This window comes from Hyphomicrobium sp. NDB2Meth4 (assembly GCF_900117445.1).
GTDB lineage: Bacteria > Pseudomonadota > Alphaproteobacteria > Rhizobiales > Hyphomicrobiaceae > Hyphomicrobium_A.
In genome coordinates, this window is record NZ_FPEJ01000013.1 from 881,330 (window position 1) to 900,162 (window position 18,833).

Sequence of the window (18,833 nt, forward strand, 5' to 3'; positions counted from 1 at the left end):
GTCAACCTCTCAAGTGCTGATAAATCGGTTTCGGGGAAGGCTGCTCCATCGCGCGCGCCGCTCGACCCGCAACCATGCGCTGCATCCAGTAACCTTGCGCGTCGAGCTGGAGCGGCAACGCCGCTCCCACCGTTTCGGGACGCAGCCCCGTCCCCCACCGCACTGTCGCAAGATGCTCATCGACCGCTTTGGCCGCACGCCATTCGATCTCCGCGCGCCAGAACTCCGCTGCGTCATCGCGCAGCGCGCCATACACGGCGCCGCGGCACAGCGTCTGTCCCAGCGCCGTCGGCTGCATGACGACCACGCAGGTCTCGCCACGCGCCCGCATCAGCACGAGATTTGGAAACAACCATGCCACCACCGCTGGTTCACCCGCGATGGAATTGCTGGAAAGGAGCCAATCCCCACTGTCCGGCTTCCCAATCGGCTCGCCCGCGGCCAGGTGCTGCCCAAGCAGTTTCCAATTGGCGTTGAACTCCAGCCAGCCGACATCCGCCCGATGCGTCACATCCCGAAAGAACTGTCCCGCATCTACGACAGCATCGAGCGCGCCATTGATGGGCGGCGGCTCCACATCGAGGTTGACGAACATCAGCGGACCGAACGACATCACATGCACGGGCAGCAGCCGCTCCGGTCTAAGCCCCAGATACTGCTCCATCTCCGGTGTCGCCTGCCCCATCTCGCTGGCAGGAATGACACCGCGATCCCGGCTGTAGCCGCACGACGTGAACGAGCACTTCGTTTTCTTGCCCGTCTGGCATTGCAGTGGGATGGCCCTGCAGCCACCATGCTGCGCCTTGTTGAACCGCCCCTTCAGGGCGCCATCCACCCGCTGCACGTGGATGCCGTGATTGCCGACGGTGTAGGGAAGCACATCGCCTTCATTAGCGATCTCGTCCGAGCAACCGACGCAGACCCAATCCCGCGTCCAGATCGTCTCATCCTCGAGCAGGGAAAATCGGATTGAACGATAGGCCAAGGGAGGCAACACGCGCGCCTTGCCGACAGGTAGTAGAGCGTCGGCATAGAACGCCGCGCCCGCCAAGTCCTGCCCTTCGTCATGAAAACCGAGATCGGGGCGATGAAGCATGATCAATCCCCTGGCTTGCCAATTGCGTTGTGAATTCCATCGAAGGCAAACCGGTGCCCACGGACGGGGCGTGGGCACCGGGCCGACCCACCCTTACGTTGCAGAGGAAACGGCAGGGCTCTCGTAGTCCGCACGACCGCGATGCTTGATGGCATCGGCCGGCGGAGGCGGCAGCGGGCCATCCATCATGAAGCGGTTGAGCACATTGCCGACCAGCGTCGAGACGTTGTTCTTGCCGTTGTTCCATGGCAGCGAGCCGCAGAAGGCAATCGACGAGAACGCGAAGCAGGCGCCGCCGTTCGGAGTCTCGTGGAAGGCGATGTCGCCGCGCACGCGCGGATGCGTCGTCCCATCGAGGCCCTGCTGGTTGAAGCCGAAGTCTTCCATGACGAGCAGGTAAGCTTCGGTGTGGCGGCCAGCCGACGTTGCAACCGCCAGCGTATGCGGCGGCGAGCCCAGCGTGACGTCGACGATGTCGAGCTCGAGGCCCGCACAACCACCACCGACGAGACCGAAGTTGCCGATCGGCTCATCATAGGTAATGCCCTCGAACGCCCACGCAACGCGCGGATCGAGGCTGTCCGGTGTGCGGCTGTAGTACGTCGAGACGTCGAAGCCTTCGTTCGTCATGCCGACGCCGGCAACCGAGTAAAGCGAACGCCCGCGGAAGCGCCACATGCCACCAAGCTCGCCGGTACCTTGGTGGTAATACTCACCCGGCTCGGCGCGCCAAGTACGGATCCCCGACTCGCAGCGCCGCATCTCCGTGACCACGCCCCGACCGTGCTTATCGTAAGCCGGGTGGAACGAGTGCACCCAGTACCAAGCGTCGGCGCCCATATACATCAGCCTGCCGCCACGCTGCGTGTAGTTATGCAGCGCGTCGAGCTGCGTGCCCGAGTTGTGCTCGGGATGCGAGCCCGTGATGACGACGTTGTAGTTCTCCAGACGGGCTACGCCGTCATAGGTCACGTCTTCATCGGTGATGACGTCGTACTCATAACCCATCGTCTCCAGCCAGTAGATCAGATGGAGATCGGCAGGATACTGCCAAGGCGCCTGCGCCAGGAAGTGATCGTACTTCGGCCGGATGCTCAGGATCGGACGCAACCGCGACGACAGGCAGATGCCCGAACCATCGGTGTGCGTGTCGTAAATTGATCCGCCGTATTCGCGATGCTCGGCCAGGAACATGTTTTGGTGCTGCATGATCGGCACGCGATAAACGAAAAGCTCCGCGCCGCCCGCGTTGCAAGCCACATGCTCGTTCGCATACGCCATGTAGCTGATCGTCGGCACCATCACCGCGATCTTCGACTGCTCCTTGCCGATCTTCGGCACCACCCAGAATGGGATGTAATCCTCGTCGCCATCTGCGGTGGTGAGCTTCAGCGCATAGAAACGGCTCTTGACGCCTTCCGCCGGCACGTCCCACTCGACGTCCACTTCCCAGCGGGCATTGTCGACGTCGTCATCATGGAAGTGGATCGCGCCGTATTCCTTCTTGGCGTACTTCCAATCGAAGTTCTGGCCCGACCAGTTGTAACCCGTCAGCGCGCGCGTGGGGCAGTTCACCAGCTTCGCATCGAAGCGATAAGGGCCGTTGTCCTTCGCAACGATGGTATCGATCCCGTCCCAGAAATCCCAGGCAGCGACGATCACCTCAGACAAGGCACCCGTCGGGCCCGAGTTACGCCGCTCGGTAAGGCCCGGCTGCGCGCCAGCCTTCATCTGCTCGATTTCGAACCGGCTCAGCGCTTTGTTGCAGATGCGCGGGCTGTCGATCTTGCCGTTGTACTTGCCCGCGAACCACACGCCCGATGGCAGCGCAGACTTCGCCAGCGGATCATCATCCATGCGATCGATATAGGCACCGAGCGCAACCGGCGCCGGCGTGTGAATGATCTTCGTTTTGATCGTCGCCTTAACTGGCTCGATCACCGGGTCTAGCGCGTAGACGACCTGCGGCTCGTGATACAGCACCACTTCGCCAGTCGCCGCGTTGTAGCTCGCCGCCACGAAGTGCCACGCATGATCGCGGATCGGCACATTGGTCGTGACTTTGTGCTCGTTGATGCGCAGCTCCAGACAGCCCTGCTCATTGATGAACAGACCATAGCCCTTGCCGTAACCCTGGCCGTTCATCCACTTCGTCACGAGACCCTGCGCACCGTGCTTCCAGTAACGCGGATGGGTCTTCGGCGTCGTTGGCCAGATCCAGCACTGCAGCGTGAAGCTATCGACGTGGAACTGCGGCGCATTCTCGACGTAGCCGTAAGACCCGCCATGGATGATCTGCTTCCGGCCCTTGTAGGTACCGGTCACCTTCGTATCGATCGGGCGCTCGATGAAGCCGGGACCGCGCGGATTGGTGTCGCCGTGAATCATCTGTACCACCTCGGCCTTAAACTCCGAGGGGCCGTCGCAGTTGACGTAGAACTTGATGGTATCGCCCGGATGGACTCCGAATTTGTCCGCGTATCCGGTTAGCCTCATCGCACACATGGTCTTCTCCAGTCTGTCAGGACTTCCCGCATGGCTCCGCCGTTCACGCCCCTTGCGAGGGCGCGGCAGGAATTTGCTTTTTGATGATTATCCCCGAGGCCGAAGCCTCAGCGTGCAGTGTCGCGTTACGTTACCGGCCAGTTGTCATCGCGATGCTTCCAGCCTTCCGTGAAATGCTCCGGCATACCGGCAGTCTCAGGCAGCTCGTCCAAGCGCATCACGAAGATGTCGTGCTGGATCTCCTGTTCGTCCGTGTAGACTTTGTCGTTTACGAACACCGGCGGCACGCCGCGGATGCCCGACAGACGACCGATGCGCCATTCTTTGTCGATCTTGGTGCAGATGACGATGAGCTTCCCCTTTGGAGATTCGCCACGCATGCGCAGCAGCACGCGGCGCAGCACCGGATGCTCGTGCACCCCGCCGGACACCACGGTGGTGTCGCCGGGTGCTCCGCACTTGAGTACCGAAAAGCCGGCGACGCCCTTCATCGATTCAACGCACTCTTTGTGCAGACGGATCAGCTCCTCCCGCTCTGGGGTACCTTTCTTCGGAATTGAGATCATATTCTCTCCATAGGTTGGCGCTTGCGTTCGTTGGCCTTGCTGTCGGCCGTTGTGGTTGGGGGCATCGCGGGAGGAAGGCGAAGCGTTGCGGGGGAACACCTCAGATCGTCATGTGCCGCTCCACCAGCTCGTCGGTCATCTCTGAGATCGGACCGCGAGCCACGACGCGGCCGTTGTCGACCATCATGAAGACATCGCCGAGCTTGCGTGCGACTTTGATGTGCTGCTCGGTGAGGATCAGGCTGATGCCCAATTCTTTGTTCAGCATGCGCAGGATCTCGCCGATCTCGTGCACGATGTTGGGCTGAATGCCTTCGGTCGGCTCATCCAGCAACAACACTTGCGGACCAACCGCTAGCGCACGCGCGATCGCGAGCTGTTGCTTCTGGCCACCCGAAAGCAGGCCCGCCCGCCGTTCGAGATTCTCACGCAAATAAGGAAAGATGCGCAGGCAGATTTCCGGAATGTCAGGCGCGTTGTCCTTGCGCGCGAACGTCCCAAGCAGAATGTTCTCGCGTACCGTAAAGTCGGAAAGGATGCCGCGGCCCTGCGGCACGTAGCCGATGCCATAGCCCGCCCGCTGATAGGGAGGTTTGTTCTCGATCGCCTCGCCGTTAATTCGGATCGCACCCGTGGAGCGATCCGTCAGCCCCATGATCGTGCGCATCAACGTCGTCTTGCCGACGCCATTGCGCCCCAGAACGCACACACACTGCCCCTTCTCCAAGTCGAAGGAGAAATCCCGCAGAATCTGCGTCGCGCCGTAGTAGGATGAAACGTTGTCGAAGCTGAGCAGCGTAGTCATGCAGCCTCCTGCTCGCCGAGGTACACATCGCGCACCCGCGGATCGGACTCGATTTGCTGAATGGTGCCCTGCGCCAGCAACGACCCCATGTGCATCACCGTGACGACATCAGCGATCTCGCGAACGAAACCCATGTCATGCTCGACCACGATCAGCGTCGTCGACTTGCGCAGCTCCTTGAATATGCGAGCCGTCTTCTCGATTTCGCCCTCGGTCATGCCGGCGATGGGCTCATCCATGAGCATCAGCCGCGGCGACTGCATCAGCACCATGCCGATCTCGAGCCACTGCGTCTCACCATGAGAGAGGATGCCGGCGCGCTCATCGAGGCGATGCGTCAGGCCGGCAAGCGTCGCAATCTCGTCGAGCTTGTCCTTCAGGCCGGGCACATTGAAGCGCAGCAAATTAAAGAACGGGTTGGTCTGCCGGCTAAAAGCAACCGTTAGATTCTGCCGCACCGTCAGGTCGCGCAGGACCGCGGGAACCTGAAACTTGCGGCCTATCCCCGCTCGCGCGATGACGTGCTCGTCCTGCCCGGTGATGTCTTCACCCGCAAACACCAGCTTGCCCGAAGTCGGCTTGATGCGCCCCGTGATGAGGTCCATGGTCGTCGTCTTGCCCGCGCCATTCGGCCCGACAAGGCAGCACAGCGTTCCCTCGACCACCTCCAGACTGAAGTCGTCGATCACCTTGATCGTGTCGAAACTCTTGCAGAGGTGGTGGATTTCCAGAAGTCCGGCCATATCGATCACTCCGCTGGGAACGGCTTGGCGCCGTTCGGCTCGTGCGATGTCGCTGTCTTCGACTTGGTGGCGATAAGGCCGAGCCCTGCTTCGACCAGGCTTGCGAGCCCATTTGGAAGGAAGCGTACGACCAGGATGAAGAACCCGCCGAGAAACAGCAGCCACGTCGAAAGGAAGGCATCGCCCAAATAGCTCTGGCCGCCTTGAATAACGAAGGCCCCTATGATCGATCCGATCAGCGACATGCGTCCCCCGATCGCCGCCCAGATCACCATCGAAATACTGAAGCCGACATCGAGCTGCGCCGGTGATACGTACTGCACCAACATCACCCAGAGGCACCCAGCGATCGCCGCAATGAACCCAGAGATGCTGTAGATCACCGTCTCATAGCCTGAGACGCTGTAGCCCAGGAACCGCACGCGCTCGGCGTCATCGCGGATCGCCTGCGTCACCAGTCCGAAGGAACTCTGCGTGATCAACTTGGCTACCACCGTCGCGATCAGCAGCGCGAAGAAGACGACCCAGTAGCCCACCGAGCTGTAGGGATCGATCTCGAAGCTACCAAGTCGCAGTGGCGATGGCGGCGTAATTCCATTGACGCCCCCGGTGTAAGCCTGCTGGTCGAGAATGATCGTGTAAAACGCCGACAGCATCGCCAGTGTCATGATGGCGAAGAACGCTCCCGACACACGCGCCTTGAACATGATGCGTCCGAACACGGCGCAGAACAGCGTCGGGATACCCAGTGCGAAAATCAAACCCGACGCCGTGTTCTGGAACGGCCACCAGAGATACGGCAGATAGTCGAGCCCGTTGTTCAGCATAATCGGCGGGATCGGGTTCTCCACGGTCTGCGACTGCATCTGCATAGTCATTGCCATGCCATAGGCACCTAGACCGAACGCAATTCCCTGCCCGAGGTTGAGAATGCCGCCGAAGCCCCAACACAAGCTGATCGACAGAGCGAGCAACCCGTAGACGCCGTACGTGGCGAGCTGATTGAGGAGGAAATCATCGTCGATCCTCATCGGGATGATTGCCAGCGCGGCGAAGAAAGCCGCGTACGCAATCCACTGCGCCGTCTTGTTGTAGTAGAGGTTCCCCATGTCTCAGCACCCGCCCTGCTGCATACCCGTGATTGACTCCTGCCTCATCGCCGCACGCCCGCTTTTGCGAACAGGCCCTGCGGTTTGAACCTCAGGAAGACAACGATCAGCACGAAGATCAGGAAGCGAGCGAACGTGTCGTTCGTAAAGAACGCGAACATCGATTGCAGCTCGCCCGAAGCAAAGCTCGCGATAATGGTTCCTGCCAGCGAGCCGCCGCCCACGACGACCATCAGGAACGCCTGCACGACATAGCTGTCGCCCATCGTCGGAAGCACGATATTGAGCACGCCGAAAAGCGACCCAGCGACGCCGGCAAGCCCGGCACCAAGCGCGAACGTGAGCATATAGACGCGGCTCGCATTGATCCCAAACGAAGCCGCCATCTCCTTGTTCTGCATCACCGCGCGCACCTGCACGCCAAAGCGCGTCTTGTAGAACAGGACCCAGATGCCGAACACGAGCAGCGCCGTGACGGCAAGCACGATGACGCGGAAGGTCGAGATCGACACCGAGCCGATCATGAATGAGGAAGAGAAGATCTCCGGCACCGCCAGGTACTTCGGATCCGAGCCGAAGATAAGCCGCACACCCTGCACCAGCACCAGCGCAACGCCATAGGTCGCAAGCAGTGTGTCGAGCGGCCGGTTATAGAGATATTGTATCAGCCCGCGCTCGAGGATCAGTCCGACCACGGCGACGATGACGAACGATGCGGGAATGCAAAGAAGGTACGGAACGCCCACATAGTGCTGCAGCATGTACGCGCTGTAGGCACCAAGCATGATCAACGCGCCGTGCGCCATGTTGATCACGCCCGCCGCACCGTAAATGATCGTCAACCCAAGCGCGGCGATCAGCCAGATACTCGCGATACTGAGCCCAAGTATCAGTGCGTTGAGAACCGACCCGAATTCCATAGCTGTTCCCCTCTCGCCCACGTCCGGCTAATGCCCCGCCCGGACGCAGCATCCCGAGTGCTGCGCTTACATCCTGGTGGAACGGCCGCTCCGCAGGACCGCGAAGACCGCGGAGCGGCTTCCACTCAGATGACGCTCTTGCGGATCTTGCCGTCTGGAGCCTTGAGGCCGTCCTTGGTGCACACGCCGAGGTCCGGGTAGATCGAGAACGGATCGGGTGCGACCTGCGCATCCGCCGACTTCACCACCTTGAAGGTGCCGTCACCCTGGCATTGACCGATCTTCGGCTTCAGCCAAGTGTTGAAGTTGTTCTCGTCGATCCACACCTCGCCTTCGGGCGAGATATCGTCCCCGATACGAACACCAGCCGAGTGATCTCGGATCGCGCGCGGCGTAACGTTCTCGAAGCCGACGGCCGCAGCTGCCTTCTCGAAACCGGCCTTGAACACGTAGGCGGAGAGATAGGTCTCCTCCATGTTGTAGTGCGTGACGCCGTTCTTGCCGTACTTGCTCTTCAAGAAGCCCTCGACGAACTTCTGGTTCGTCGGGTTATCGAGGCTCTGGAAGTAAGGAGCCGACAGGAAGTGGCCCGCACCGAACTCCGGACCCATGGCGCGCGTCTCGATCTCACCGGTGGTGAGCGAGGCGATCGGCATCTGGTCGACCTTGAAGCCTTCCTGCTTGAACTGCTTGTGGAAGGCGATGTCCGATGCACCGACGACGGTCGAGAAGATGAAGTTCGGCTTCGCGTCGCGGATCTTGTTCAGCACCGGACCGAATTCGGAGCTGCCCAGCGGGATGTACTCCTCGCCGAGCAGTTCGCCCCCGGCTTTCTCGAGCCAGATCTTGGCGTTCTTGTTGGACTCTTTCGGCCACACGTAATTCGAGCCGACGAAGAAAACCTTCTTGCCGAAGTTCTCGACCATGTATGGGATCAAGTCCTTCGAATGCTGGTTCGCGAGCGGACCGGTGCAGATGGCGTTCTGCGTGCACTCGGCGCCCTCGTAGCATGTGGGGTAGTAGAGCAGATGGTCGCGCTGCATCACTGTCGGCAGGATCGCTTTGCGGCTCGCCGACGTGTAGCAGGCGAACAGAGCGATCACCTTCTCGCGCAGCATCAGCTCTTTCGTCTTCTCCGAATAGACGCTGAAATCCGATTTCGCATCCACGATGATCGGCTCGACGGGAACGCCGCCGACACCGCCGGCCTTGTTGATCTCATCGAACGCGTATTGCAGAACGAGGGTCGAGTCCTCCTCCGGCACGGCGAGAGCACCCGTGAGGGAGAACAGGACGCCAACTTTCAGTGGCTCCCCCTTCTTGAGCGTCGCACCCCAGGCTTCGCTCGATCCCGGGATCCAAAGGTGAGGCATTCCAATGGCTGCGGAGGCAGCCAACGACGTCTTCAGAAGCTTGCGGCGACTAAATTCCATGTGTCCGGGTTCCCCTCGGTATGGCGGCGGAACAAGGCATGTCCCCGTGACATGCAGTACGATATATGAATACGAAGAGCTAGACGTTGCGTCTAGACAAAACAGGAGGAATTATGCCCAATCTGAGGGCGATCTTAGCATTTTATCTAGGCAATCGCTGCGGGATGATGCAGTCTAGATGCCTGGCGGTGGTTGCCCTGCACCTCGCGCAACACATAGACGAAATAAGCGTGCGCTAGCCCCAACTCAGGCAACGCCTCCGCTTGGATTATCGAGCGAATATGGGCACAGTTGCACGGTTCAAAGGGTTTACGGCAACATACCGCTAGACGCGTCATATCTAGACGTTAATGATCTAGCGCTAAGGGAGCTGGCGTCGTTGAAATGAAAGTCATAATTGCCGACGACCACTGGGTGGTCAGACAGTCTCTAAAGCAAATTATGCGTAGGCTGAATCACACCCTCCACACCTACGAGGCCGAAACATTCGGCGAGCTGACGGCTTTGCTTGCCGAGCACCCCGATACGAGCCTCATCCTGCTCGATTTGGTCATGCCCGGATTTGAGGGACTGAACGGACTCCGCAGCTTGCGCGCGAGATTTCCCGACATCCCCATTGTGATCGTGTCCGTGCACGAGGACGTCGAACACGTCATTCGCTCCGTCGAGCAGGGTGTGATCGGCTACATCCCCAAATCGGCCGACGGCCTGGAAATAGAGCGCGCGCTGGAGCGCGTCTTGGCCGGCGAAGTCTCATTTCCTCGCCGCATCATCGAGCGCTCGCATGCACCCGCAAAGCCGGCCAAGGCAATCGAAGTTGCCGCGCGCGACCCTGAACGTGACATTGATGCACTGACGGAGCGTGAACGCGCCGTGCTGGAGCTTCTCGGAGGCGGCTCATCGGTAAAGAACATCGCCGAGGAGTTGGGACTGAGCAGCCAGACCGTACGCATTCACCTCGGCAATGCCATGAAAAAGCTGAATCTGCGCGACCGGACCAGTGCCGTGCACTACGCCGTCACACATTTTGGTCGCGCAACCAGTGCAGCCAATGGATGATTTAGTAGACCGGGACGGGGGTGCCGACCAGCAGATGCGGGCGACGTGGAATGGCTTTGATGCCATCGACACCGGCCTTCTGATCTGGTCCCATGATCGCGTCCTCGTCTATATCAACGACGGCTTCCGCCGCAGCTGCGATATCCCAGTTAAGCTCGGCATGCACTACACGGACTACGTCGCCGCTGTCGCTCACTCCCGTGAGTGGATCATCCCCGACCCTGACGAATGGGAACAGCGCACCGTCAACGACTTCGGCATCGCCAAAGAGTCCGACTACCAGTCCGCCATCGGCAATTTCATGCACGTCGCGCAACGCCCCTCGCGCGACGGCGGCATGGCGATCACCTTCACCGACATCACGGCCGTCAAGCACAATGAACGCCAATTGCGCGAAGCGAAGGAGACCGCCGAAGCCACTGATGAAGCCAAGTCGCGCTTCCTGCGCGCAGCCAATCACGACCTGCGACAACCGCTCGCCTCTCTCAAGATCCTCATCTACAGCTGCGCGCGCGAGGAGGATGAGGAAAAGCGTGCCGAGATGCTGCACGCCATGGGCGTTGCGACCTCAATCATGGAAGATTTGCTCGGCGCCCTTCTCCAGATCGGCCAGCTCGATGCCGGGCGCGTCCAGCCGCGCATTACATCGTTCCAGCTATCGGAACTCTTTGATCGCCTGCGCATCCAGTTTGCACACCAGGCACAGGAGAAAGGCCTGAGGCTCAAGTTCGTCATTCCGGCGAAAACAGTTTCAACCGACCGCGCCTTGCTCGAGCGCATACTCAGCAACTTCGTTGCCAATGCGATCCGTTTCACCGAGGTCGGCGGCGTCGTAGTCGGTTGCCGCAAGGAAGGCCGCGGCCTGCGCATTGAAGTTGTCGACACCGGTCGCGGTGTAAAGGAAGAAGATCGCGTGCGTATCTTCGACGAGTTTTATCGAGGTACCGACGACAGGCAGCCGCAGAAGAAAGGTCTTGGCCTCGGGCTCAACATCGCCAAACGTCTCGCCGACCTGCTCGAATTGCAAATCGACGTCCGTTCGGAAGTCGGCAGGGGCTCGATCTTTTCAGTCTGGGTCCCCTTCGGAAACATTTGGCACAGCGACATCAGCGCCGAGGCCAACATCACCGAGGCGGTCGCCGGCGAGTTCGCTGGTACGCCAATGCTGCTCGTCGAAGATGACGACTTCCTGCGCGAATCCATGACCCAGCTACTGCTACGCTGGGGCATAGACGTCCGCGCTGCGGCCAACGAGACCGAAGCCATCGAACTCGTCACCAATGAAGCCGTCTCACCTCGTCTCATCATCGCCGACTACAATCTGGAAAGCCGCACCGGCCTCGACGTCATTACGGCGATCCGCGCAGCCATCGGCGCCGATACGCCTGCCATTGTTGTCACCGCCGATGCCGAACCCAAGGTCGTGGCCAGCATCCGCGCCGCCGGCATTCCAGTACTCATCAAGCCGGTTAGCCCGCCGCGCCTGCGCGTGATGATGCATAACCTCCTGTTCGAGCCCGAACTCCTGAGGCAGACACCCGACGCGTCGCCAACCTCTCAGTGAAGGCCAAATTCCAGTCAAGGACTGAGCGCACGTGGACGATCACAACCAAGCGATACCGATCGGCAGCATGGTTCCCCTCACCGGACCGTCTGCCGCTGACGGCGCGGAATTCCGCAATGGCATGATCCTCGCGTGCGAGGAGTTGAACGCGCGTGGCGGCCTGCTCGGCCGCCCCATCCGGCCTATCTTCGCCGACACCTGCCGCCAGACCGCCCAGGAAGTCGTATCCGCGGCCCGCTGGCTCATCGAGAAGCATAAAGTCCACGCCATCATCAACGGCTACAATATCGGACCGCAGAACTCCGAGTACGAGCCCATCGCCGACGCCGGCATTATCTACGTGCACGCCAACACGCTGCTGCAGCACCACGACACGGTGATGAGCGACCCCGAGCGCTACTTCGGCTGCTTCATGGCCGACCCCGCCGAGTATTGGTACGGCCCCGGCTTCATCAAGTTCCTCTCATGGCTCCGCGATACGGGACAATGGGTACCCAACTCCGATCGCATCGCCATCATTTCCGGATCAACGCCCTACAGCATCGTGATTGCCAACGCGATGGCTAACGCCGCCGCGAGCTTCGGATGGAAAGTCTGTTTCGGTCCCAAGATCGTACAGACCCCGACCAGCCAATGGCGCGATGTCATCGAAGAGGTCCGCGCCACCAACCCGGCTGTTCTCGCCAACACGCACTTCTACGCCGGAGACCTCGCGCACTTCCAACGCCAGTTCGGCGAAGATCCGATGGATTGTCTCGTCTATCTGCAGTACGGCGCAGTGCACCGCAGCTTCATCGACATTGCCCAGGAAGCCAGCGTCGGCGTCATCGTATCGTCGATCGTCGGTCTGCTCCGCGATGAAATGGGTAAGCGCTTCGAGGCCCGCTACCGCGATCGCTTTGGTGTTGGCTCCACAGCAACCATCGGCTGCCAGTCCTACAGCAACATGCATCACTATGCCGTCGCGGCAGCTATGGCGGGCGGATCCGGTCCGCCAGGTGACTTCGAGCAGAACCGCAAAGTTGCCTTTGCGTTGCGGGGCATGATCTACCGCACCGTCCACGGCACGATCCGCTATCACCCCGATTGGCAGGCCGTCGTCCCCTACCCCGTCGTGACACGCGATCCCTCGCTCGGAATGCCGCACATCTTCTACCAGATCCAGGACTTCCGGGCGCCGTTGTCGATGATCGCCCCCGAGCCCTACAATACTGAGCGCTTCATACTTCCACCTTGGATGAGCAAATCACGCCTATCAGCACAGCCCGCCCAAACCGATCGTCGCGGATTGACGAATATCGAACAGCAATAGCGCGGGGCCTCAGCTCCCGCACGCCCTCGCAAGACCTAGCTGACCAGGCGCCGCTCCTTCGCCGCCGCCAGCAACTCCGCCAAGATGCCGACTGCAAGCGTTGCCTTGCTCTTGGCTCCCTGTATGGCGCCGACGGGAGCGCGGATGCGGGCGGTGTCCAATTCGCTCCAGCCCAGGTCGAACAGTGCGCGCAGCCTCGCCTTATGCGCCGACCGGCTGCCCAGCGCGCCGATATAGAAACAGTCGCGCTGCAACAGTCGCGCTAGCAGCGTCGGCTCGGCGTCATGCTCGTGGAAAACGAGCACCGCGGCAGACGCGGAATCGAGCCTCTCGACGGCACGCTCGGGCAAGTCCGCCCCTGATATCGTCTCTATGCCTGCGGCGCGCACCTGGCTGCGAGTGCTCTCGTCCGGAGCCCAGACGTCGGTCTCCAATCCGGTCGCCTGCGCCAGCGCCGCCAACCCGGAAAGCACTGGTCCGCTGCCGAGAAGCAAAAGACGTGGTTGCGGGAGGTAGACGCGTCTGAAGCGATTGCCCTCACGCGTACACTCGGGCACCTCATCGCCGCGGAGCATCGTAATCTTGCACGCGCCACTTTCGAGGTCCGCGTCCATGGCAAATCGTTGCCGTGCACTGAGATGGAGAACGCTTGTGCCCAGCACGTCCGGGCCAAGCGTGCAGTCGAACTGAAACTCCAGCCCGCTATCGCAGGGCAGTCGCACATCGATGTACTTAGAGCCGCGTCCATATCGCACGATCCGGTTTGCCCCGGATCGAATGACGTCCTGCGCCTCGATGACGATTGCGCGTTCCAGGCATCCGCCCGAAAGATAGCCGAAATGCCTGCCGTCCTCCGCGACCACCATCTGCGCACCCAGCGGCCTGGGCGAGGTGCCGTCGATGCCGACAAGCGTGACGAGAGCCGTACGCGCACCCTCGCAGCGCCATTTCCACATGATCGGCAGCACACTGTCATGCGCCAACAGGCTTGCAGTGCGGCTCGGCGCCGGAACTTCGATGTTCACGCCTTCGACACCCCCGAAACTCGCCATGCGACCCAACCTTTGCAGCCGCTAGGTCGGGCGGTTGATGTCGAGTTTCTTGATCCAGCGGTAAAGCGTCTGGCGACTGACGCTCAACTCGTTCGCCGCATCCGAGATGCACCAACCGTTGCGTTCGAGAACGTCGGCGACATCGGGCGCGATCACTTCTTCGGCGCCCGCTTGGCTTGCTGCTTCCGACGCATTGAGATCCAGCCACGTCGGCAACCGCGTATGCTCGATCTCGTCCCGATCGGCGCACGCGAGTGCATAGCGAACCGCGAGCCGAAGCTCGCGCATGTTACCCGGCCAGGGTTGCGCGACGAGAATGTCGAGAGCCTTTGCCGACAGCCGCGGCGGATTATCGTGCCCCATCTGCGCCGCCTCGATGGCGAGCGCGCCAAGAATGACGTCCGCTTTGTCCGCCCGTGCACGCAACGGCGGAAGCTCTAGCCTGATGCCGGCGATCCGATAATAAAGATCCTGTCGGAAGCGCCCTTCTGCGATCAGCTTCGGCAAATCCTGGTGGCTTGCGCAGATGACGTTGAAATCGACCTTGGTCGGCTTCGTCGAGCCCAGCGGCACGACTTCGCTTTGCGCCAGCACCCGCAACAGACGCGTTTGCAGCTGCAGCGGCATATCGCCGATTTCGTCGAGGAAGAGCGTTCCACCGTTAGCCTCCGCGATGCGACCCTTGCGACCGTCGCGGCGGGCACCGGTGAACGTGCCGGTCTCGTAACCGAACAGCTCGCTCTCAATCAGGCTCTCAGGAATCGACGAGCAGTCGATGGCAATGAACGGGCCGCTCGCCCGGGCACCCGCGAGATGGATGCCGCGCGCGAACTCTTCCTTGCCCGTGCCGGTCTCGCCGTGCAGAAGGATGGGGAGACGCTTGTCGACGAGCTGCCTGATCGTGCGCAGATGCTCCTGCATCACCGGATCACTGCCCGTCAGCGTCTCGAGGCCGAGCCAATTTCCATTTGCTGCCGCAGCCGTCCGCGCCGCTTGTGCCGGCGCGGCGGGCCTTGAGGTACGCAGGGGCGATGTTCGTCCAGCCGGTCCGATGAGGCTCGTGAAGCACGGCCGGTCGCTCCCCTTTACGCGGGCGATGCCAATGCGCTCGACACGATCCAAATCTTTCTGCGGGCTGCCGTCCTGCCAGTTGATATCGAGGAAGCCGGACAGCGGCTTACCGATCAGCGACGTGCGCTCGGGAAGCCGGTCACTCTTTGCGCCGCCAAGAATTTCAACCGGAGCGGCGTTATCGTCGAGTGCGATCAAGGCGCCGTCGCCCTCCATCGCAGCATCGAGACCCCACTCGATACGCAGGATGTGCCGGTTCTGGTTCCGCTTGAGAAAATAGTTGCGCTCGATCCGCCGCGTCGTCTCGAGCACGAGGTCAAGCACGAAAGACTGCATTTCCTCTGGAAGGTCGGCGACAGCGGACGCATCGAGTGCAGCAATCACGTTGCCGGCAGCATCAAAAATGGGTGCGGCCGTGCAGGTCAAACCGAGATAGGTCGGGAAAAAATGTTGTGACCTGTGGACGGTGACGCCACACCCCGAAGCGATCGACGTGCCGATGCCGTTCGTCCCGGCGTTCTCCTCGCCCCAGGCCGCGCCAGCGCACACACCAACCCGGCGCAGCGCGCGATCGGCGGGCGTCGAGCTCAGAACATCGAGTGCAACACCATCAGCATCCGACAGCATCAGCACGTAATTGGCCGGCGCCAGACGCTTCATCAGCCGCACGATGTCGGGTTTCGCGACATGCGTAAGCATATCGAGCGCGTCGCTGGCAGTTCGCAACTCAGGCTGCGTGAGGATGGCCGGTCCGCTATGGCGGTTCGGATCCAGTTTGTACTGCGTTACGCACCGTTTCCACGAAGAGACAACGAGATTGTCCGCCTTTTCGGCTAGATCGCTTCCACGCGCGACCTCCTCGAGTATCTTTTTCGTGTGAACGTATTCGCGAGACCCTACTTGCTCGGGCATTCCATGCTGCATCCCATTCATCTCGTCCCTCCCGACGAGCCGCATTTGGTTTTTTTTGTTATCGGCGGTGAGTTTTCTCATCTCGCCAAGTAGTCACTCCTGCCTACACGCAAGAGCGATGCTTCGAGCCGCTTGCTGTCGCGGCGTATCTCTTCGACAGTCTCGAACGTGAACGCGACATGGTTAGCCGCGGCGGACTCTGCCGCCTTCGGCTTCCCTGCGAAGATCGCATCCGCAATCGCCAAGTGCTGAGCCAGAAGCTTCTCGCGTACACTCGGACGTTGGTAGAGCTGCTGCCGGCTGTAGAAGATGTTGCTGCGCAACAATTCCACAAGCGCTCTCATAATATGCAGCAAAACGGCATTATGAGCGGCTTCATAGATGGAAAGGTGAAAATCGACGTCCGCTTGGGATTCCTGCGTCGGATCCTCGAGCTCGTGCGCCGCCTTTATTTGGTTAATTGCCGTGCGGATCGCATCGCGATCGACTTCCGATGCGCGCTCGGCAGCATACCTCGCCGCCTGCGCATCCATCGACTGCCGGAACTCGAAATAGTCGGCGGTTGCCTGCGGATTGTCCTCAAGAAGCGACGCCAACGGCTTCAGTAGCGGCGACAGAAACTGCGCCACGAACGTTCCCCCGCGCGTCGTGCGCAACAGGCCACGCTCCGCGAGCATGTCGATCGCCTCGCGCAGCGAAGGGCGCGAGACGTCGAGCTTTTCAGCCAGCTCGCGCTCCGGAGTAAGGCGCTCGCCGGGCCTCAGAACGCCCTGCAAGATCAGCTTCTCGAGATGGTCGGCGATCGCCTCGGCGATCTTCTGCGGGCGAATTCGTTCAGTCATTTCGCAATCCGTATTGACCTTTGGAGAGGTAGCCGACACCAATTGTCGCAATGGTGTATGCGGTGACCCAGGCCTGTCAATAGAAACAAACTATTGCGCCATAGATAAATCGTGGTCTAGTCATCTTACCAACAGAACGGGCAGGTGCTTCAGTGCTGAGCCCGTCGCATTACGGGGTGGAAATGTCGTGTGGTCTCAAACATATGATCCCTTCGGGAACATGCTTCTCTCGGCCGTCGCAGCGGCCATTCCTGTCGTCGTCCTGCTCGGTTCGATCGCGATATTCGAGATAAAAGCGCACATAGCGGCGCTTCTCGGCCTTGCGGCGGCGCTGCTCGTCGCCATCGTCGGCTTTGGTATGCCGGTGGATATGGCAGGGCGGGCCGCAGCCTATGGCGCAGCCTTCGGCCTCCTGCCGATTGGTTGGATCATTCTCAACGTGATCTTCCTCTACCAGCTCACCAATGAGCGCGGAGAGTTCACGTTGCTGCAGCAGAGCATTCGCAACATCAGCGATGACCGGCGGCTGCAGCTACTCTTCATAGCGTTTTCGCTCGGCGCTTTCTTCGAAGGCGCTGCAGGCTTCGGCACGCCGGTCGCTGTTACAGCTGCAATGCTCATCGGACTGGGGTTCTCACCCCTCTCCGCGTCTGGGCTATCGCTCATTGCCAATACCGCACCGGTTGCCTTCGGCGCACTCGGATCTCCAGTCATTGCGCTTGCGGCTGTGACCGGGCTCGATCTGCATGAGCTTAGCGGAATGATCGGTCGCCAGCTTCCCCTCTTCTCGCTGATCGTGCCCTTCTGGCTCATCTGGGCCTTTGCAGGCTTTCGGCGCATGATTGAGGTTTGGCCGCCCGTGCTTGTCGCGGGCCTTTCTTTTGCCATTCCCCAGTACCTCGTGTCGAATTTCCACGGGCCGTGGCTGGTCGACATCATCGCAGCGATCTGCTCGATGATCTGCCTCGCGCTGTTCCTGCGGGTCTGGCAGCCCAAGAACGCCATGACCAGTGCGGACGGCACGGCATCGACAGACACCACGCCGCTTGCCGGTGCAGCGCCTGAACCATCGCGCGCGGCCGTGCTTCGCGCATGGATGCCGTGGCTCCTGCTCAGCGTATTCGTGTTCACGTGGGGAACACCGCAGGGCAAGGCGTATCTCGACAGCCTCTGGATCTATAAATATCCCGTCGCGGGCCTGCACGAACTCGTGCAGAAGGTGCCTCCAGTCGTGCCGACACCGCACGCCGAAGCTGCGATCTACACGTTCAACGCACTGTCCGCGACAGGAACAGGCATTCTAATCGCAGGCATACTCTCCGGCTTCCTGCTGGGCTACGGCCCTATAAGCATCGTCCGGATCTACCTGCGCAGCCTCTATCAAGTGCGCTATTCGCTGCTGACGATCGCCGGCATGTTGGCGATCGGCTTCGTGACGCGATACGCCGGGACCGACGCGACGCTCGGTCTGGCCCTCGCCAACACCGGCTGGTTCTATCCATTCTTCGGTACGTTGATCGGCTGGCTCGGCGTCGCCCTCACCGGTTCTGACACCGCATCGAACGTTCTCTTCGGCGGCTTGCAGAAGGTCAGCGCCGAACAGCTCGGCATCAATTCGACGCTCATGGCAGCCGCCAACAGTTCCGGCGGTGTGATGGGCAAGATGATCGATGCCCAGAGCATCGTCGTCGCCTCCACGGCCACCCGTTGGTACGGCCACGAGGGCACGATATTGCGCTTCGTATTCTTCCATAGCGTGGCGCTGGCCATGCTCGTCGGATTGCTGGTGATGGGGCAAGCCTACTACTGGCCCTTCAACCTGCTCGTCCACTGATTGCCAAGTT

Annotated in this window: 15 protein-coding genes; 4 read left to right on the forward strand and 11 right to left on the reverse strand. The window is 60.9% G+C overall.

The genetic code is table 11. The features are described from left to right. Position 1: 1 nt before the first annotated feature. The 8 genes from NDB2M4_RS19300 to NDB2M4_RS19335 all read right to left on the reverse strand — a co-directional run bounded on the left by NDB2M4_RS19300 (position 2) and on the right by NDB2M4_RS19335 (position 9,177). Positions 2-1,096 (reverse strand): Rieske (2Fe-2S) protein, encoded by a 1,095-nt coding sequence (locus NDB2M4_RS19300; protein WP_072378360.1) that lies wholly within the window; start codon positions 1,094-1,096, stop codon positions 2-4. Between the two features lie 93 nt (positions 1,097-1,189). Further along, complete coding sequence (locus NDB2M4_RS19305) at positions 1,190-3,601, reverse strand: N,N-dimethylformamidase beta subunit family domain-containing protein (protein WP_072377985.1); 2,412 nt, start codon at positions 3,599-3,601, stop codon at positions 1,190-1,192. Between the two features lie 125 nt (positions 3,602-3,726). Continuing rightward, the gene (locus NDB2M4_RS19310; protein ID WP_072377987.1) at positions 3,727-4,167 is read right to left on the reverse strand and encodes a N,N-dimethylformamidase, small subunit; all 441 of its coding nucleotides are present in this window, start codon (positions 4,165-4,167) and stop codon (positions 3,727-3,729) included. Between the two features lie 100 nt (positions 4,168-4,267). Further along, positions 4,268-4,972, reverse strand: coding sequence for an urea ABC transporter ATP-binding subunit UrtE (gene urtE / locus NDB2M4_RS19315; protein ID WP_072377989.1), 705 nt, complete (start codon positions 4,970-4,972; stop codon positions 4,268-4,270). Then, positions 4,969-5,715: an urea ABC transporter ATP-binding protein UrtD gene (gene urtD, locus NDB2M4_RS19320; RefSeq protein WP_072378362.1), complete on the reverse strand. Its 747-nt coding sequence runs from the start codon at positions 5,713-5,715 to the stop codon at positions 4,969-4,971. Before urtD ends, urtE begins: the two co-directional genes overlap by 4 nt. Positions 5,716-5,720: 5 nt before the next feature. Beyond that, positions 5,721-6,824 carry an urea ABC transporter permease subunit UrtC gene (gene urtC / locus NDB2M4_RS19325; protein ID WP_072377991.1) on the reverse strand — a complete coding sequence of 368 codons (1,104 nt, stop codon included), beginning with the start codon at positions 6,822-6,824 and terminating at the stop codon, positions 5,721-5,723. 44 nt (positions 6,825-6,868) lie between these two features. Further along, positions 6,869-7,744: an urea ABC transporter permease subunit UrtB gene (gene urtB / locus NDB2M4_RS19330; protein WP_072377993.1), complete on the reverse strand. Its 876-nt coding sequence runs from the start codon at positions 7,742-7,744 to the stop codon at positions 6,869-6,871. Between the two features lie 125 nt (positions 7,745-7,869). After that, complete coding sequence (locus NDB2M4_RS19335; protein ID WP_072377995.1) at positions 7,870-9,177, reverse strand: transporter substrate-binding domain-containing protein; 1,308 nt, start codon at positions 9,175-9,177, stop codon at positions 7,870-7,872. A gap of 384 nt (positions 9,178-9,561) precedes the next feature. On the opposite strand from NDB2M4_RS19335, the gene NDB2M4_RS19340 reads away from it, so the two are divergent. The 3 genes from NDB2M4_RS19340 to NDB2M4_RS19350 are packed head-to-tail and all read left to right on the forward strand — an operon-like array spanning position 9,562 to position 13,112. Next, positions 9,562-10,236 (forward strand): response regulator, encoded by a 675-nt coding sequence (locus NDB2M4_RS19340; protein ID WP_072377997.1) that lies wholly within the window; start codon positions 9,562-9,564, stop codon positions 10,234-10,236. Beyond that, positions 10,229-11,800, forward strand: coding sequence for a hybrid sensor histidine kinase/response regulator (locus NDB2M4_RS19345; protein ID WP_072377999.1), 1,572 nt, complete (start codon positions 10,229-10,231; stop codon positions 11,798-11,800). Before NDB2M4_RS19340 ends, NDB2M4_RS19345 begins: the two co-directional genes overlap by 8 nt. 31 nt (positions 11,801-11,831) lie before the next feature. Continuing rightward, positions 11,832-13,112 (forward strand): ABC transporter substrate-binding protein, encoded by a 1,281-nt coding sequence (locus NDB2M4_RS19350; protein ID WP_244536235.1) that lies wholly within the window; start codon positions 11,832-11,834, stop codon positions 13,110-13,112. A 35-nt stretch (positions 13,113-13,147) separates the two neighbouring features. On the opposite strand, the gene NDB2M4_RS19355 is transcribed toward NDB2M4_RS19350, so the two are convergent. The 3 genes from NDB2M4_RS19355 to NDB2M4_RS19365 form a co-directional block, all read right to left on the reverse strand. Continuing rightward, entirely contained in the window at positions 13,148-14,164 is a 1,017-nt protein-coding gene (locus tag NDB2M4_RS19355) for an XdhC family protein (protein ID WP_083556611.1), read from the reverse strand. Positions 14,165-14,185: 21 nt separating this feature from the next. Next, positions 14,186-16,147: a sigma-54-dependent Fis family transcriptional regulator gene (locus tag NDB2M4_RS19360; protein ID WP_072378368.1), complete on the reverse strand. Its 1,962-nt coding sequence runs from the start codon at positions 16,145-16,147 to the stop codon at positions 14,186-14,188. 77 nt (positions 16,148-16,224) lie between these two features. Further along, the gene (locus NDB2M4_RS19365) at positions 16,225-16,989 is read right to left on the reverse strand and encodes an FCD domain-containing protein (RefSeq protein WP_139247386.1); all 765 of its coding nucleotides are present in this window, start codon (positions 16,987-16,989) and stop codon (positions 16,225-16,227) included. Positions 16,990-17,176: 187 nt separating this feature from the next. On the opposite strand from NDB2M4_RS19365, the gene NDB2M4_RS19370 reads away from it, so the two are divergent. Further along, on the forward strand, positions 17,177-18,823 hold the full coding sequence (locus NDB2M4_RS19370; protein WP_072378001.1) for an L-lactate permease: 1,647 nt from the start codon (positions 17,177-17,179) through the stop codon (positions 18,821-18,823). Positions 18,824-18,833: the final 10 nt, after the last annotated feature.

What these genes read in the sequence shown, in the direction of transcription:
- NDB2M4_RS19335 (WP_072377995.1), bottom strand. Translation starts at nt 9,177, where the DNA reads ATGGAATTTAGTCGCCGCAAGCTTCTGAAGACGTCGTTGGCTGCCTCC.
- NDB2M4_RS19355 (WP_083556611.1), bottom strand. Translation starts at nt 14,164, where the DNA reads ATGGCGAGTTTCGGGGGTGTCGAAGGCGTGAACATCGAAGTTCCGGCG.
- urtE (WP_072377989.1), bottom strand. Translation starts at nt 4,972, where the DNA reads ATGACTACGCTGCTCAGCTTCGACAACGTTTCATCCTACTACGGCGCG.
- urtB (WP_072377993.1), bottom strand. Translation starts at nt 7,744, where the DNA reads ATGGAATTCGGGTCGGTTCTCAACGCACTGATACTTGGGCTCAGTATC.
- NDB2M4_RS19340 (WP_072377997.1), top strand. Translation starts at nt 9,562, where the DNA reads ATGAAAGTCATAATTGCCGACGACCACTGGGTGGTCAGACAGTCTCTA.
- NDB2M4_RS19365 (WP_139247386.1), bottom strand. Translation starts at nt 16,989, where the DNA reads ATGACTGAACGAATTCGCCCGCAGAAGATCGCCGAGGCGATCGCCGAC.
- NDB2M4_RS19310 (WP_072377987.1), bottom strand. Translation starts at nt 4,167, where the DNA reads ATGATCTCAATTCCGAAGAAAGGTACCCCAGAGCGGGAGGAGCTGATC.
- NDB2M4_RS19305 (WP_072377985.1), bottom strand. Translation starts at nt 3,601, where the DNA reads ATGTGTGCGATGAGGCTAACCGGATACGCGGACAAATTCGGAGTCCAT.
- NDB2M4_RS19300 (WP_072378360.1), bottom strand. Translation starts at nt 1,096, where the DNA reads ATGCTTCATCGCCCCGATCTCGGTTTTCATGACGAAGGGCAGGACTTG.
- urtC (WP_072377991.1), bottom strand. Translation starts at nt 6,824, where the DNA reads ATGGGGAACCTCTACTACAACAAGACGGCGCAGTGGATTGCGTACGCG.
- urtD (WP_072378362.1), bottom strand. Translation starts at nt 5,715, where the DNA reads ATGGCCGGACTTCTGGAAATCCACCACCTCTGCAAGAGTTTCGACACG.
- NDB2M4_RS19345 (WP_072377999.1), top strand. Translation starts at nt 10,229, where the DNA reads ATGGATGATTTAGTAGACCGGGACGGGGGTGCCGACCAGCAGATGCGG.
- NDB2M4_RS19360 (WP_072378368.1), bottom strand. Translation starts at nt 16,147, where the DNA reads ATGCCCGAGCAAGTAGGGTCTCGCGAATACGTTCACACGAAAAAGATA.